General features: G+C 40.9%; 1 protein-coding gene. It reads left to right on the plus strand.

Annotated features, from left to right (window positions below; translation table 11 throughout):
• Nucleotides 1-247: hypothetical protein (locus ACRHNM_RS17705; protein WP_431137957.1), on the plus strand; the 247-nt coding region annotated here is incomplete at both ends.

Below are 247 nucleotides of genomic sequence, written 5' to 3' on the forward strand. Positions count from 1 at the left end.
GGTCGATCTCAATACTGAGGACGCTCAACTGATTCAAAATGCAAGTTGGAAAGTAGTAAATGCTATGCAAAAAGCAGATGATTACCTCAATTTCGAAAAGCCCGATCCAACCTATACAATTCCTGTACTTGCCAAGGGCGAAAAAATTGAGCTTGCCAATATTACCGGTAGATGGTTTGGCACTAGCACATATGGCTCTGACTATCTAGGCCAAATCATGAAAATTGAAAACATGGATGGGAAACCT

Source organism: Psychroserpens mesophilus, assembly GCF_050617655.1.
Taxonomy (GTDB): domain Bacteria; phylum Bacteroidota; class Bacteroidia; order Flavobacteriales; family Flavobacteriaceae; genus Psychroserpens; species Psychroserpens mesophilus_A.